At 70.7% G+C, this 14,144-nt stretch carries 15 protein-coding genes; 4 read left to right on the top strand and 11 right to left on the bottom strand.

Annotated elements, in window-relative coordinates; translation table 11 throughout:
• Positions 1–2 precede the first annotated feature (2 nt).
• From AB0J02_RS19080 to AB0J02_RS19070, 3 genes are all read right to left on the bottom strand, one after another.
• Positions 3–650: a hypothetical protein gene (locus AB0J02_RS19080; protein ID WP_363194847.1), complete on the bottom strand. Its 648-nt coding sequence runs from the start codon at positions 648–650 to the stop codon at positions 3–5.
• The gene (locus AB0J02_RS19075) at positions 640–1,062 is read right to left on the bottom strand and encodes a hypothetical protein (RefSeq protein ID WP_363194846.1); all 423 of its coding nucleotides are present in this window, start codon (positions 1,060–1,062) and stop codon (positions 640–642) included. Before AB0J02_RS19075 ends, AB0J02_RS19080 begins: the two co-directional genes overlap by 11 nt.
• Positions 1,063–1,218: 156 nt before the next feature.
• The gene (locus AB0J02_RS19070) at positions 1,219–2,385 is read right to left on the bottom strand and encodes an acyl-CoA dehydrogenase family protein (RefSeq protein WP_363194845.1); all 1,167 of its coding nucleotides are present in this window, start codon (positions 2,383–2,385) and stop codon (positions 1,219–1,221) included.
• A gap of 178 nt (positions 2,386–2,563) precedes the next feature.
• Between AB0J02_RS19070 and AB0J02_RS19065 the strand changes: the two genes are divergently transcribed.
• Complete coding sequence (locus tag AB0J02_RS19065; RefSeq protein ID WP_363194844.1) at positions 2,564–3,889, top strand: UDP-glucose/GDP-mannose dehydrogenase family protein; 1,326 nt, start codon at positions 2,564–2,566, stop codon at positions 3,887–3,889.
• A gap of 49 nt (positions 3,890–3,938) precedes the next feature.
• Here the strand turns inward: AB0J02_RS19065 and AB0J02_RS19060 are convergent, their stop codons facing one another.
• The gene (locus AB0J02_RS19060; protein ID WP_363194843.1) at positions 3,939–4,442 is read right to left on the bottom strand and encodes a CGNR zinc finger domain-containing protein; all 504 of its coding nucleotides are present in this window, start codon (positions 4,440–4,442) and stop codon (positions 3,939–3,941) included.
• Between the two features lie 84 nt (positions 4,443–4,526).
• Between AB0J02_RS19060 and AB0J02_RS19055 the strand changes: the two genes are divergently transcribed.
• Positions 4,527–4,886, top strand: a complete 360-nt coding sequence (locus AB0J02_RS19055) for a VOC family protein (RefSeq protein WP_363194842.1) — start codon at positions 4,527–4,529, stop codon at positions 4,884–4,886.
• On the opposite strand, the gene AB0J02_RS19050 is transcribed toward AB0J02_RS19055, so the two are convergent.
• The 4 genes from AB0J02_RS19050 to AB0J02_RS19035 all read right to left on the bottom strand — a co-directional run bounded on the left by AB0J02_RS19050 (position 4,883) and on the right by AB0J02_RS19035 (position 9,032).
• Entirely contained in the window at positions 4,883–5,983 is a 1,101-nt protein-coding gene (locus tag AB0J02_RS19050; RefSeq protein ID WP_363194841.1) for a membrane dipeptidase, read from the bottom strand. The two genes, AB0J02_RS19055 and AB0J02_RS19050, sit on opposite strands and share 4 nt — an antisense overlap.
• A gap of 99 nt (positions 5,984–6,082) precedes the next feature.
• Positions 6,083–7,273, bottom strand: coding sequence for a dipeptidase (locus AB0J02_RS19045; RefSeq protein WP_363194840.1), 1,191 nt, complete (start codon positions 7,271–7,273; stop codon positions 6,083–6,085).
• A 17-nt stretch (positions 7,274–7,290) separates the two neighbouring features.
• A complete protein-coding gene (gene purE / locus AB0J02_RS19040; RefSeq protein WP_363194839.1) occupies positions 7,291–7,833 on the bottom strand; it encodes a 5-(carboxyamino)imidazole ribonucleotide mutase in 543 nt (180 codons plus the stop codon).
• A complete protein-coding gene (locus tag AB0J02_RS19035; protein WP_363194885.1) occupies positions 7,830–9,032 on the bottom strand; it encodes a 5-(carboxyamino)imidazole ribonucleotide synthase in 1,203 nt (400 codons plus the stop codon). The genes purE and AB0J02_RS19035 overlap by 4 nt, the downstream gene beginning before the upstream one ends.
• A 109-nt stretch (positions 9,033–9,141) precedes the next feature.
• On the opposite strand from AB0J02_RS19035, the gene AB0J02_RS19030 reads away from it, so the two are divergent.
• Positions 9,142–9,699: a GtrA family protein gene (locus AB0J02_RS19030; protein WP_363194838.1), complete on the top strand. Its 558-nt coding sequence runs from the start codon at positions 9,142–9,144 to the stop codon at positions 9,697–9,699.
• A gap of 22 nt (positions 9,700–9,721) precedes the next feature.
• Here the strand turns inward: AB0J02_RS19030 and AB0J02_RS19025 are convergent, their stop codons facing one another.
• Positions 9,722–10,999 (bottom strand): ATP-binding protein, encoded by a 1,278-nt coding sequence (locus tag AB0J02_RS19025; protein ID WP_363194837.1) that lies wholly within the window; start codon positions 10,997–10,999, stop codon positions 9,722–9,724.
• 50 nt (positions 11,000–11,049) lie between these two features.
• Positions 11,050–11,727 (bottom strand): response regulator transcription factor, encoded by a 678-nt coding sequence (locus AB0J02_RS19020; RefSeq protein WP_363194836.1) that lies wholly within the window; start codon positions 11,725–11,727, stop codon positions 11,050–11,052.
• 520 nt (positions 11,728–12,247) lie between these two features.
• Between AB0J02_RS19020 and AB0J02_RS19015 the strand changes: the two genes are divergently transcribed.
• Positions 12,248–13,747 (top strand): oligopeptide:H+ symporter, encoded by a 1,500-nt coding sequence (locus AB0J02_RS19015; RefSeq protein ID WP_363194835.1) that lies wholly within the window; start codon positions 12,248–12,250, stop codon positions 13,745–13,747.
• A gap of 79 nt (positions 13,748–13,826) precedes the next feature.
• Here the strand turns inward: AB0J02_RS19015 and AB0J02_RS19010 are convergent, their stop codons facing one another.
• Entirely contained in the window at positions 13,827–14,015 is a 189-nt protein-coding gene (locus AB0J02_RS19010) for a hypothetical protein (RefSeq protein ID WP_363194834.1), read from the bottom strand.
• Positions 14,016–14,144 lie beyond the last annotated feature (129 nt).

Here is a 14,144-nt window from a genome sequence, read left to right as displayed (position 1 = left end):
CGTCAGTTCCCCCCGGATTCACTCTGCTGTGCGGCGCGTTCCTCCGGCGACGGGCCGAAGGTGTCGTCCAGCGCCTGGTCCCACTGATCGTCGGATATGCCGAGCGCGCCCTTGAGCACGTCCGACTGCCGGCCGCCCTGCCCTTCGGTGAGAACGGTGCGACCGGTGTCCTTCCAGGTCTGCCCCATCTCCTCACCGGCCCGGTCCCACGACTCGGCGCTCCAGTCCGGGTCCAGGGCATCGGGTTTGAACACCTCACCCCAGTCCTGCTGGGTGATCTCCTCCTCGCTGGCGTACGGGCTGCCGCCCATCACGGAGTTGACGCCCACCTTCAGCGCGCCCTCGACGTACTGGTCGTGCTCCCACTGGGTGCCCGCGGCCAGACCGAGGCGGTTCGCGAGCTCGCTGGCATCGTGCACCAGAGCCCGCACGCCCCATTCCCAGCGCTCGCAGAAGTCCTCGAAGTCGACGGAGAGACCGTGGTGTCCGGTCTCCATCCCCGTCATCGACAGTTCCGAGAAGCCCTTGCCCATCACCGAGCCGGTGGCACCGCCCAGCTCGCCGAGCTGGTCGATGGTCGCGCCGACGCCCTTGGTGAACTTGGCGACGGCGGCCTTGTCGAAGTGCAGGTCGGCTGCTTCACCGCCCATGGCCGTCTCCCCCCTGCGGCTCGGCGGCGTCGACGGCGGCCTGGTCCGGAACGATGCCGACGACCGGCGGGAAGAACATCGATCCGTCCTCGGTCGCGATGTCGACGGCGAGGCCCGCGGGTTCGCCCAAGGAGGGCACGACCTCGTCGACGATGCGGGCGCCCAGCAGCGCCGCGTAGTCCATGGGTTGATCGCGACCTGTGCGCAGCTCCGCGAACCGGGCGAGCGCCGCCTCGTCGGTGAACCCGCACACCCACCGCACCCCGCCCGACCGCGCCGACCAGAGTCCGCCGCCGGACATCGGCACCAGCAGAACCGAACGCCTCATCTCACCGACCAGGGCGCGAGGGTCTCCGGCGCCTCTTCTCCGCTCCGTGATCCGTTCGGCGAGCGCTGACCTCGACTGCTCCACGCCGCTTCCCCCTTCATGGGCGCTTTCCGCTGTCCACGGACAAGGACGTCCAAGGTGTCGGGTGAGGTTCCCGGGGCGGCCGATGCCCGCCCCCGCACACACGCACGCCCCCGCCGACGTGGGCAGGGGCGTGCGTGTTCGCTCGAAAGGTTCGTCCTACGGCAGGTTGCGCGCCATCACGATCCGCTGGACCTGGTTCGTGCCTTCGTAGATCTGCGTGATCTTCGCGTCGCGCATCATGCGCTCGACCGGGTAGTCACGGGTGTAGCCGTAGCCGCCGAGCAGCTGGACGGCGTCCGTGGTGACCTCCATGGCCACGTCGGAGGCGAAGCACTTGGCGGCGGCGCCCTGGAAGGTGAGGTCCTTGTCGCCGCGCTCGGACTTGGCCGCGGCCGCGTACGTGAGCTGGCGGGCGGCCTCGATCTTCATCGCCATGTCCGCGAGCATGAACTGGATGCCCTGGAAGTCGGCGATCGCCTTGCCGAACTGCTTGCGCTCGCGCACATAGCCCTTGGCGTAGTCGAGGGCGCCCTGCGCGACACCGAGCGCCTGCGCGGCGATCGTGATGCGGGTGTGGTCGAGGGTCTTCATCGCCGTGGCGAAGCCGGTGCCCTCCTCGCCGATCATGCGGTCGGCGGGGATGCGGACGTTGTCGAAGTAGACCTCACGGGTCGGCGAACCCTTGATGCCGAGCTTCTTCTCCGGGGCGCCGAAGGAGACACCCTCGTCGCTCTTCTCGACGACGAACGCGGAGATGCCCTTCGAGCGCTTCTCCGGGTCGGTGACGGCCATGACCGTGTAGTACTCGCTGACGCCCGCGTTCGTGATCCAGCGCTTCACGCCGTTCAGGACCCAGGAGTCGCCGTCGCGCACGGCCCGCGTCTTCATGCCGGCCGCGTCCGAGCCGGCGTCCGGCTCGCTGAGGGCGTACGAGAACATGCCCTCGCCCTTGGCCAGCGGGCCCAGGTACTTCTTCTTCAGCTCCTCGGAGCCGGAGAGGATGACGGGGAGCGAGCCCAGCTTGTTCACGGCCGGGATCAGGGAGGACGAGACGCAGGCGCGCGCGACCTCCTCGATCACGATGACCGTGGCGAGGGCGTCGGCGCCCGAGCCGCCGTACTCCTCCGGTACGTGCACGGCGTGCAGGTCGGAGGCGACGAGGGCGTCGTGCGCCTCCTGCGGGAAGCGGGCCTCCTCGTCCACCGCGGCGGCGTACGGCGCGATCTTCGTCTCGGCCAGCGCGCGGATGGCCTCGCGGAGCATGTCGTGCTCCTCGGACGGGCGGTACAGGTCGAACTCCGGGGTGGCAGCCGATCCGGCCAAGGTGACTCACGCTCCAAGCGCTGCTAATTACCGTTAAGTAACCCGAATTTTAGATCTCCGCCCACGCCAGGGATACGTGAGCTGTGCGACAGCGGAGAAGTTGCCCCCTGAAGCGCCCGCGCATGCCCCGACTATGCTCGGTCAGCGCACGCAGCACCGACACCTCTGGAGCCCCGTTATGGCCCTCAAAATCACCGTGATCGGCACCGGGTACCTCGGTGCCACGCACGCCGCGGCCATGGCCGAGCTCGGCTTCGAGGTACTCGGCCTGGACGTCGTCCCCGAGAAGATCGACATGCTCACGCGGGGCGAGGTCCCGATGTACGAGCCCGGCCTGGAGGAGCTGCTGCGGCGGCACGTCGCCGGGATCGAGGGCTCCAGCGGGCGGCTGCGCTTCACGATGGACTTCGCCGAGGCCGCGGCCTTCGGCGACGTGCACTTCGTCTGCGTGAACACGCCGCAGAAGCACGGCGAGTACGCGTGCGACATGTCTTACGTGGACTCCGCCTTCTCCTCGCTCGCCCCGCACCTGAAGCCGGGCGCGCTCGTCGTCGGCAAGTCGACCGTGCCGGTCGGCTCGGCGCACCGGCTCGCCGAACTGCTGCCCGAGGGCGCGGAGTTGGCGTGGAACCCGGAGTTCCTGCGCGAGGGCTTCGCCGTGAACGACACGCTGCACCCGGACCGGATCGTGGTGGGTGTCGGCAGCGAGCGGGCCGAGAAGCTGCTGCGGGACGTGTACGCGACGCCGCTCGGCGAGGGCACGCCGCTCGTGGTGACGGACTTCCCCACGGCCGAACTGGTCAAGACGGCGGCGAACTCCTTCCTCGCCACCAAGATCTCCTTCATCAACGCCATGGCCGAGGTCTGCGAGGCCGCCGGCGGCGACGTCGCGAAGCTGGCCGAGGCGATCGGCTATGACGACCGGATCGGGCACAAGTTCCTGCGGGCCGGCATCGGGTTCGGCGGCGGCTGCCTGCCGAAGGACATCCGGGCGTTCATGGCGCGGGCCGGCGAGCTCGGCGCCGACCAGGCCCTGACGTTCCTGCGCGAGATCGACTCGGTCAACATGCGGCGGCGCGGGGCGATGGTCGAGATGGCGCGCGAGGCGCTCGGCGGCGGCGCGTTCCTGGGCAAGCGGGTCGCCGTGCTCGGCGCCGCGTTCAAGCCGGACTCCGACGACGTACGGGACTCGCCCGCGCTGAACGTCGCCGGGCAGATCCACCTCCAGGGCGGCCAGGTGACGGTCTACGACCCGAAGGGCATGGCGAACGCGCGTCGCCTTTTCCCGACGCTCGGGTACGCGGAGTCGGCCCTGGAAGCGGTGCGGGGCGCGGATGTCGTGCTGCACCTGACGGAGTGGCGCGAGTTCCGTGAGCTGGACCCGGCGGAGCTCGGCTCCGTCGTCACGGCCCGGGTGATCCTGGACGGCCGCAACGCACTGGACCCCTCGCTGTGGCGCGAGGCCGGGTGGACGTACCGGGCCATGGGCCGTCCGTCGGCCTGAGGCCGAGGCTCTCGCGCGGGCCGGCAGCGGCTGCTTGATCCGCTGGCCGCTATTTGGCCCGGTAGCGGCGCATCTTCGCCCGCGCGCCGCAGACCGCCATGGAGCACCAGCGGCCGCGGCCTGCCGGGCTGCGGTCGTAGTAGGCCCAGAGGCAGTCCGGGGCCTCGCAGGCCTTGAGACGGTGCCAGGTGCCGTCCGTGCTGGCTTCCGCGATGGCGGCCGCCACCCGGCAGACCAGCGGCGCGCCGTCCAGCGGGGCCAGGGCCGCCGAGCCGTCCCGGTCGTCTACCACCACGCGCAGCGGGGCCGTCGCGAGCAGCTCGCTCAGCGGGGTCACCGCGCGGTGCGGCGGGTGGCCCGCGTGGGCCAGGCACGTCGCGCGCAGCGACTCGCGCAGCTCGCGCACCCCGTCGACCTCGGCCGCCGCGATGCCGAAGCGCTCGCGGACCTCCGCCGAGCCCAGCGTGTCGGTGCCTGTCGTGGTGTCGAGCAGCGTGTTCACCAGGGCTTCTATCAGGGCCAGGCCGCCGGGCGCCGGCGCGCGCTCATTCATGGTTGCGACGTTACCCCTTGTACGGGACCATGCGGTTACCGCGTTACCGGCAGACGCCCTATAGGGGTAACTCAAGGAGAAGTCATGGCCATCGCGAAGTTCGATGTCGTCGCTCTGGACTGTCCCGAACCGCGCAAGCTCGCCGATTTCTACGGGGCGGTCCTCGACGGCACCGTCACCGACGACGACGGCGAGTGGGTGGTTCTGAAGGTGCCGGGCGGCCAGTTGGCGTTCCAGAGGTCGCCCGGCTACGTGGCGCCGTCCTGGCCCTCGCCCGAGGCCTCGCAGCAGCTCCACCTCGATCTGACCGTCGAGGACCTGGACACCGCGGAGAAGGAGGTGCTGGCGCTCGGCGCGACAGTGCTCGACAACGGGGGCCCCGACCGCAGCTGGCGGGTCTACGCCGACCCGGTCGGGCACCCGTTCTGCCTCTGCGCCTGCTAGCCCGGCGCCTGCCGGGTCGACTGCGACTGCTGGATCGTCGCCGTCGACGGCCCCCGGCGCCGCTGCGCCGCCCGTGCGGTGAACTCGACGCCGCGCAGCACCCGTTGGACGTTGCCCCAGGTGAGCAGCGCGAGATCGGACTGCGGCCAGCCGCGGTCGAGGAGCTCCGCGATCAGCGCCGGGTAGCCGGCGGTGTCGGTGAGGCCTTCGGGGTGCGCGTCCCCGGTGTCGTACATCCCGGAGAGCCCGACCGACTCGGGCCCCGCGACGCGGCGTACATGGTCGAGATGGTCCGCCACGTCGCGCAGGGCCGGTCCGGTGCGGGCCACCGAGCAGGGCACCAGGCACAGACCCCGGTCCGCGCCGAGCGCCGCCAACAGCTCGTCGGAGGCATTGTCCGGGTGGCCGTTGAGGGCCCGGGCGCCGGAGCGGGTGAGGACCACGGGGGCCTTGGACACGGCGAAGGTGCGGGCGGCCGTCGCCGGGGAGGCGCCGGTGAGGTCGATGAGCATGCCGAGCCGGTTCATCTCCCGGATCATCTCCTCGCCGAAGCGCGTCAGCCCGTCCCCCGACGCCCACGGCGCACCGCCCAGCGTGAGAGCGCGCAGCCCCAGCTCGTGCAGGGCGCGCAGTGTGCCGAGCGAGTCGCCGGCCGCGGCGGCCGGTGCCGGGCCGACGATGACGGCGATCCGGCCGTGCGCGCGGACATCGACGGTCTCGGAGGCGGAGCGCGCCAGGCGCAGGCCCTCCGGGTAGCGGGCCACGACACTGTTGACGAGGTCGATCTGTTCCAGCGCCGAGGTGACGGGCCGGTCGTCGGCGATGTGCAGGGCCCACAGCAGGGCGCCGGTGCCGCCGGTGCGCAGCCGCGGCAGGTCCGTCTCGACGGCGCTCTCGCCCAGTTCGAGGTCGTACCAGGGCAGCGTGCGCAGCGTGCCGGGCAGACCGCAGTACCCGTCCGCCACCGGGTACTGGGCGAGGAGGTCCAGGGCCGGGGCCGGATCGAGTTCGGGAGGTGGGGGCCCGGCCGCCTCGGTGGGGGCGTCGAGCTCTCCCGCCTCCGTCGTGGCGTTCAGTTCGTCCTGCAGGTCTGCCATGGCACGGCTCCGGCCGAAAAGGTGGGGGTCAAGCCTTCACCTCACCGTGCCACGGGGGCGGAACCGCTTCGCGGTGGGCGACGCCGTTCGGGGGACGGCTCAGCCGTCCAGCTGCTCCAGCGTCGCGTTCGACGGACCGCGCCGGGTTCGCAGGTCCCGGGCCACGTCCTCGGCGGCGCCCAGCACCCGCACCGCGTTGCCCCATGTCAGCTTCGCGAGGTCGGCCTTCGACCAGCCGCGGACGAGGAGTTCGGCGATCAGGTTCGGGTAGCCGGAGACGTCGTCGAGGCCGTCCGGGGTGAACGCCGTGCCGTCGTAGTCGCCGCCGATGCCGATGTGGTCGACGCCCGCGACCTCGCGCATGTGGTCGAGGTGGTCGGCGACCGTCGCGGCGGTGGCGACCGGGCGCGGGGTCGACTCCTCGAAGGCGCGGTGCAGCTTCATCGCCTCGGGCGAGGAGTCCAGGTGGTGGAAGCCGTGCGCGCGCAGGTTGTCGTCGGCGGCCGCGGTCCAGTCGACCGCCGCCTGAAGGACGAACTTGGGCACGAAGGTCACCATCGCCACTCCCCCGTTGCCGGGGAGCCGCTGCAGGACGTCGTCCGGGATGTTGCGCGGGTGGTCGCAGACGGCCCGCGCCGAGGAGTGCGAGAAGATCACCGGCGCCTCGGACGTGTCCAGGGCCGCGCGCATCGTCGTGGCGGCCACGTGGGACAGGTCGACGAGCATGCCCTCGCGGTTCATCTCCCGTACGACCTCGCGGCCGAACGCCGACAGGCCGCCGACGCCGGGCTCGTCCGTCGCCGAGTCCGCCCACGCGATGTTGTCGTTGTGGGTGAGCGTCATGTAGCGCACGCCGAGCGTGTACAGCGCCCGCAGCGTGGCCAGGGAGTTGTTGATCGAGTGGCCGCCCTCGGCGCCCTTGAGCGACGCGATACGGCCTTCCGTCCGCGCCGCCTCCATGTCCGCGGCGGTCAGCGCGGCCCGCAGGTCGCCCGGGTAGCGCGCGATCAGCTGGTCGACGCAGTCGATCTGTTCCAGGGTGGCGCTGACCGCCGCGTCCCCGGTCAGATCGGTCCGTACGTAGACCGACCAGAACTGCGCGCCGACGCCGCCGGCCCGCAGCCGGGCCAGGTCGGTGTGGAGGTGGGCGCTCTGGTCGGCGGCGATGTCGCGCGCGTCGATGTCGTACGTGACCTGCTCGCGCAGCGCCCACGGCAGATCGTTGTGCCCGTCGACCACGGGGAACTCGCCGAGTATCTCCCGGGCCTGCCGCAACGCGTCGTCCGTCATACCGCTCGTCTCCCCGCTCACTTGCCGAAGCCGAAACCGGCGCCGGCACCCTCGACCTTGGTCCGCAGCCGCTTGCCCTTCTCGGTGGCCTGGTCGTTCAGCTCCTGCTGGAACTCCCGCATCCGGCCCTGGAGTTCCTCGTCGTGTGCGGCGAGGATGCGCGCGGCGAGCAGACCCGCGTTGCGCGCGCCGCCGACCGAGACGGTGGCGACCGGGACGCCGGCGGGCATCTGCACGATGGAGAGCAGCGAGTCCATGCCGTCGAGGTACTTCAGCGGCACCGGCACGCCGATGACCGGCAGCGGCGTCACCGAGGCGAGCATGCCGGGCAGGTGGGCGGCGCCGCCCGCGCCCGCGATGATCGTCTTCAGGCCGCGCCCGGCGGCGTGCTCGCCGTAGGCGATCATCTCGTGCGGCATGCGGTGCGCGGAGACAACATCGACCTCGTACGGGATCTCGAACTCGGCCAGCGCCTTCGCGGCTGCCTCCATGACAGGCCAGTCGGAGTCCGACCCCATGACGATGCCGACAGCGGGACCGGCGGGGCTCGTGGCGCTCATTCGGTGATCGTGCCTCTCAGGTATCCGGCTGCGTGGCGGGCGCGGTCGAGGACCTCGTCCAGATCGGTGCCGTAGGTGTTCACGTGGCCGACCTTGCGGCCGGGCTTCACGTCCTTGCCGTACATGTGGATCTTCAGCTGCGGGTCGCGGGCCATGCAGTGCAGGTACGCGCTGTACATGTCCGGGAAGTCGCCGCCCAGGACATTGCACATCACCGTCCACGGGGCGCGCGGGCGGGGGTCGCCGAGCGGCAGGTCGAGGACGGCGCGGACGTGGTTGGCGAACTGCGAGGTGATCGCGCCGTCCTGGGTCCAGTGGCCGGAGTTGTGCGGGCGCATCGCCAGTTCGTTGACGAGGATGCGGCCGTCGGGTGTCTCGAAGAGTTCGACGGCGAGGTGGCCGACGACACCGAGTTCCTTCGCGACGCGCAGCGCCAGCTCCTGCGCCTCGCCCGCGAGGGCCTCGCCGAGGCCGGGCGCCGGGGCGATCACCGTGTCGCACACGCCGTCGACCTGCTGGGACTCGACGACGGGGTAGGCGACCGCCTGGCCGTGCGGGGAGCGGACGACGTTGGCCGCCAGCTCCCGTACGAAGTCGACCTTCTCCTCCGCGAGGACCGGCACGCCCGCCTTGAAGGGCTCGCTCGCGTCGGCCGCGGAGCGCACGAACCACACGCCCTTGCCGTCGTAGCCGCCGCGCACCGTCTTGAGGATGACGGGGAAACCGTCGCCCTCGGCGGCGAACGCGGCGACATCGTCCGCGTCGCGCACGATGCGGTGGCGCGGACACGGCACGCCGAGCGCGGTGAGCTTCGCGCGCATCTCGCCCTTGTCCTGGGCGTAGAGCAGCGCGCCGGGCCCCGGGCGTACGGGGATGCCGTCCGCCTCCAGGGCCCGCAGGTGCTCGGTCGGCACGTGTTCGTGATCGAAGGTGATCACGTCACAGCCGCGCGCGAACTCCCGCAGCGTGTCCAGGTCGCGATGGTCGCCGACGACGACATCGCCGACGACCTGGGCCGCGGAGTCCTGGGGGGTGTCACTGAGGAGCTTGAACTTGATGCCGAGCGGGATGCCTGCCTCGTGTGTCATACGAGCGAGCTGGCCGCCGCCGACCATGCCGACTACCGGGAACGTCACGCCACCAGGGTATCGGCCGTTTGACCGGTTCCCGTACGGCCTATGGCTTGTAGGAACGTCCAGCCGGCTCGTCCGCAGGCGGCTTCGGGGGTGCTTGGTTAGCATGGCCGGGTCGGTTCTCATGGACCGCGTGACCATGTTGACGGGGACTACGGGGGCTGAGGCGACCACTATGAAGGCGACCACCAGCCGACGATCCGGCGGGGCGGACGGCCGTCCGGGCCGCATCGGCGCCCTGCGGCTGCGTTTCGACACCCTGGCCCGCGAGATCGCCAAGTTCGGCGTGGTGGGCGCCCTGGGTGTCCTCGTGAACTTCGCGGTCTTCAACCTGATGCGGCACGGCACCGACCTCCAGGTCGTGCGGGCCAGCGTGATCGCGACGGTCGTCGCCATCGCCTTCAACTACGTGGGGTTCCGCTACTTCACCTACCGCGACCGCGACAAGAGCGGCCGCGGCAAGGAACTCACCCTGTTCCTGCTGTTCAGCGTCGTCGGCCTGGTGATCGAGAACGGGGTCCTGTACGCGGCCACGTACGGCTTCGGCTGGGACAGCTCGCTGCAGAGCAACATCTTCAAGTTCCTCGGCATGGGTCTCGCGACCCTGTTCCGCTTCTGGTCGTACCGGACCTGGGTGTTCAAGGCGCTGCCCGCACGCGAGACCGTCGCCAGTGCGCAGTCGTTCCTCGACGAGTCGGACGTGCCGCGGCCGCCCGTGCACCGCGTGAAGTGACCGCCGCCCGGCCGCCCCGCCGCTAGCGGATCGTCTCCGGGTCCGTGCCGTCCGCGGACTTCTTCAGCGGCGTACGCGACAGGAACAGGCCGAATACGGGCGGGAACGCCTGGAGCATTTCGAGACGGCCGCCGTCGGCCTCCGCGAGGTCCCGGGCGACGGCGAGGCCGATGCCCGTCGAGTTCCGGCCGCTGATGGTCCGCTCGAAGATCCGCGAACCCAGCTCGGAGGGGACGCCGGGGCCCTCGTCCGTGACCTCGATCACCGCCTGGTTGCCGGTGACGCGGGTGCGCAGGGCGACGGTGCCACCGCCGTGCATCAGCGAGTTCTCGATCAGCGCGGCGAGTACCTGGGCGACCGCGCCCGGGGTGCCGACCGCCGTGAGGTGGTGCTTGCCGGAGGAGACGATGGCGCGGCCCGCGCTGCGGTAGGCCGGGCGCCACTCCTCCAGCTGCTGCTTGATCACCTCGTCCAGGTCGAAGCTGACGGCCGAACCGGTGCGCGGGTCACGGGAGTTGGTGAGCAGCCGCTCCACGACGTCGGTGAGCCGCTCGACCTGCGCGAGCGCGATCGTCGCCTCCTCCTTCACCTCGGCGAGGTCGTCGGTCATGGTGATCTCCTCAAGGCGCATCGAGAGCGCGGTGAGGGGCGTGCGCAGCTGGTGGGAGGCGTCGGCGGCCAGGCGCCGCTCGGCGGTCAGCATCCGGGCGATGCGCTCGGCGGAGCCGTCGAGCACGTCGGCGACCCGGTCCAGTTCGGGGACGCCGTACCGCTTGTGCCGCGGGCGCGGGTCGCCGGAGCCGAGGCGCTCGGCGGTGGAGGCGAGGTCGGTGAGCGGGGACGCGAGGCGGTTGGCCTGGCGGACGGCGAGCAGCACGGCGGCGACGACGGCGAGCAGCGCCACGCCCGCGATGATCAGCAGGGTCCGGCCGACCTCACGGGTGACGGCCGAGCGGGGCTCCTCGACGGTGACCTTCTCGCCGCGCTCCCCCTCGGCCGTGTACGTGATCACGTCGCCCTGGGGTTCGGTGCCGAGCGCGATGGGGGACCGGCCCGGGATGCGGACGACCGCGTAGCGCTCCTCTATGGCTACCTGGTCCGCGAGGATGTCGCCGTTGACCTGCTCGCCGCTGAGCAGGCGGCTGTCCACGATGGACGCGAGGCGGACCGCCTCCGACTCGACGCGGTCCTGGGCGCTGTTGCTGATCGTCCGGGTCTCCACGATGACGAGGGAGACCCCGAACACGGCGATCACGACCAGGACGACGGCGAGGGTGGAGTTGATGAGTCGGCGGCGCATGCTCTCAGTGTCCCGGATACGGGCGGCGCCGCCTCAGGGCGCGGAGCGGCTCAGCTCTTCTCGAAGCGGAAGCCGACGCCGCGCACCGTCGCGATGTACCGGGGGTTCGCCGCGTCGTCGCCCAGCTTCTTCCTGAGCCACGAGATGTGCATGTCCAGCGTCTTGGTGGAGGACCACCACGTGGTGTCCCACACCTCGCGCATCAGCTGGTCGCGGGTGACGACCCGGCCCGCGTCGCGCACGAGCACCCGCAGCAGGTCGAACTCCTTCGCCGTGAGCTGCAGTTCCTCGTCGCCCATCCAGGCGCGGTGCGATTCGACGTCGATGCGCACGCCGTGCGTGGCCGGGGCCTCCTTGGGCTCGGCGGCGCCGCGGCGGAGCAGGGCCCGGACGCGGGCGAGCAGTTCGGCGAGGCGGAAGGGCTTGGTGACGTAGTCGTCGGCGCCGGCGTCGAGGCCGACGACCGTGTCCACCTCGTCGGCGCGCGCGGTGAGGATCAGGATCGGCACGGTGTGCCCCTCGGCGCGCAGCCTGCGGGCGACTTCGAGGCCGTCCATCCCGGGCAGGCCCAGGTCCAGGACGACGAGGTCGATGCTGCCCTGCAGTCCGGCGTCGACGGCGGTGGGGCCGTCCTCGCGCACTTCGACCTCGTATCCCTCCCGGCGCAGGGCGCGGGCCAGCGGCTCCGAGATGGACGCGTCGTCCTCGGCGAGCAGTACACGGGTCATGGGGTGATGGTAGTCCGCGCCGGACGACGGCCGTGGGGTGATCCGCCAGAGCGGTCCGGCAGTCCGAACGGAACCTTCACTTCCGCAGGGGGGTCCTGCGGCTGTGGGGTGCGATCCTGGAGAACGCCTTCGAATCAGCGCGCCGGTTCCACAGCGACCTGTGATCCATCTCTCAAGTCCTTCCATATGCCGCACTGTCGTGTCGTATGGTGACGGAACGCCTGATGCACTATGGGGGACCTTAGGAGCGCACTGCGCACCAAAGGTCCCTTTCCTGTGTGAGCTGACTCCGGTCAGTGCCGAAAGGAACGACCTGTGGCCGGGCCCCGCGCGTAAGGAAGCGCAGCGGGGTGTGGATCCCGGGTCCGCCGTACCTCGTCCCGCACGACACCTCGTACGGGCACATCCCCCCGGGCGTGGGGAGGACGGTAGGACTCCGGTGCCGGCCGACCCCCCACCCGGGCGCACGCTCCACCCCCACAAAGGAAGCGGCGGCGTCCCGAGCGAGCAAGGAACCACCATGGCGTCCAGCCTGACGAAGGAAGCCCCCGCACCTGTCGCCGGCGGCAAGACCTTCCTTGGCCACCCCCTCGGCCTGGCCTTTCTGTTTCTGACGGAGATGTGGGAGCGCTACAGCTTCTACGGGATGCGGGCACTGCTCGTTCTGTACCTGTCGGCCGCTGTGATCGACGGCGGCCTGGGCCTCTCGGCCGCGACGGCGTTCGCGATCTACTCGGTCTACAACGCCCTGGTGTACCTGCTCGCCCTCCCGGGCGGCTGGCTCGGCGACCGGGTCTGGGGCCCGCGCAAGACCACCGCCGTCGGCGCCGCGATCATCATGGTCGGCCACTTCACGCTGGCCCTGCCGTCGGCCGGCACGTTCTACCTCGGCCTCGGCCTCATCGCCGCCGGCTCGGGTCTGCTGAAGGCCAACATCTCCACGATGGTCGGCCAGCTGTACCCGGACAAGAACGACCCGCGTCGGGACGGCGGCTTCTCGATCTTCTACATGGCGATCAACCTCGGCGCCTTCGTGGCCCCGCTGACGATCGGTACGGTCGGCCAGAAGGTCAGCTGGCACCTCGGCTTCGCGATGGCCGGTGTGGGCATGGCCCTCGGCCTGCTGTGCTTCCTCTTCGGCTTCCGCTACCTGTCGTCCGAGTCCACCGTCGTCCCCTCTCCCATGTCCGCGGCCGAGAAGACCGCGATCTGGAAGAAGGTCGGCCTCTGGGCCGCCCTGGCCGTCGTGTTCTACGGCATCGTCGGCGGCGGCGGCTGGTTCACCGTGAACTGGATGCTGTGGCCGCTCACCATCCTCGGTCTGCTGCTGCCGATCTGGTACCTGGTCAAGATGAAGCGCGACCGCGAGCTGAGCGACACCGAGCAGTCCCGCGTCTCCGCGTACATCTGGTTCTTCATCGTGGCCGCCGTGTTCTGGGGCATCTACGACCAGACCGGTTCCACGCTGACGGTGTTCGCCAACGACCACACCGCCAACACCCTGTTCGGCTTCGAGTTCCCGTCCAGCTGGTTCCAGTCCCTGAACCCGCTGTACGTGATGGCGTTCGCGCCGGTCGCCGCGTGGGCGTGGATCGCGCTCAACAAGCGCGGCAAGGAGCCCAGCACCATCTCGAAGTTCGCCAACGGCGTCTTCCTGATCGGTCTGTCCTTCTTCCTGATGATGCTGGCCCAGGCCGCCGCCACCGGTGACACCAAGGTCACTCCGCTGTGGCTGTGCGCGGTCTACCTGATCCAGACCATCGGTGAGCTGACGCTCTCCCCGGTCGGCCTCTCGCTCACCACCAAGCTGGCCCCGCAGAAGTACGGCTCCCAGATGATGGGCGTGTGGTTCCTCGCCGTCACCGCCGGCGACTCCGTCATCGCCCTCCTCCAGCTGATCGGCGCCCCGACCGACAGCCAGTGGTGGTTCGCCTCGCAAGGTGCGATCGCGGTCCTCGCCGGTGTCGCGGTGTTCATGTTCCGCCGGAAGGTCAAGCCGCTCATGGGTGGCGTGCACTGACCGCACCCGCTCGTCTCGCATGACAGTGAAGGGCCCGGCCGCACCGTGAGGTGCGGCCGGGCCCTTCACTTTTCTGGTGTCAGGCCTTGCAGTGCGTGTGAAACAGCCACTGCGCCATGGAGCAGCCGAGCGCGTAGCCGGTGCCGCCGCTCTGCCACTGGCCGGGGCTGTCCTCGCCGTGTCCGGCCGCGCCGGCAGTGCCCGCCAGTCCGAACGTCAGTCCCGCCGTCAACAACGCGGCCACTCCGGCCTTCCGCAACGTGCGCATCGCTGTTCCCCTTGTCCCGCTGTCCTGCTCGTACGTGTGGTCCCCCACCGGGCACGATCTCTGCCGCTCCCCGCCGGGCTCGACGACGTTCGCATACGCGTATCAGCGAAGACAAGGGCGTTCGGCAAG

The organism is Streptomyces sp. NPDC050264, from assembly GCF_040655895.1.
In the GTDB taxonomy this organism is placed as follows: Bacteria; Actinomycetota; Actinomycetes; order Streptomycetales; family Streptomycetaceae; genus Streptomyces.
Note: the sequence above shows the minus strand (reverse complement) of the source record. Positions and strands in the feature narration are given on the sequence as shown.